The organism is Vibrio sp. 1402, from assembly GCF_033340275.1.
In genome coordinates this window covers 1-563 of the sequence record NZ_JAWOWE010000543.1, presented here as the reverse complement: position 1 = coordinate 563, position 563 = coordinate 1, and the positions used below count along the sequence as shown (strand labels likewise).

Below are 563 nucleotides of genomic sequence, written 5' to 3'. Positions count from 1 at the left end.
CTGAACAAAACTGGCCACGCCCGGGAATAGACCAAGAATCACTAACATGCCCGAGATAAAGTAACCCACGTAACGGCTTGCGACGCCCGTTAGCATGATAATGCCGTTGTTTTGACTGAAGGTAGAGTTTGGAAAGCTGTTGAATACCGCAGCGATAGCCGAGTTAAGACCATCCGCTAATACCCCACCTTTGATGCGCTTCATGTAAATAGGGCCTTTAACCGGCTCGCCAGATACTTCAGACGTTGCGGTAATGTCGCCGATCGCTTCCAACGCCGTGATAAAGAAAATCAGCACGAGAGGGATAAACAGTGACCAGTCAAATGACAAGCCGTACTGCATCGGAATCGGTAGCGCAACGAGGTTGGTTTCCCCCAATTTTGAGGTGTCGACCATACCCATGAAGTACGCCATTACATAGCCAACCAGCATGGCAATCACGATCGAAGCCACGCGAATGTATGGGTTTTTAGAACGATTCAAAATCACAATTAACCCAAGTACGGTACCTGCGAGCGCCAGTTTGTCTAAGCTACCAAAAGTACCGTCGCCCATTGCAGCAT

The 563-nt window shown here is 49.0% G+C and carries 1 protein-coding gene; it reads right to left on the bottom strand.

From position 1 onward, the window contains the following. Nucleotides 1-563: solute carrier family 23 protein (locus R7044_RS27155; RefSeq protein ID WP_318141753.1), on the bottom strand; the 563-nt coding region annotated here is incomplete at both ends.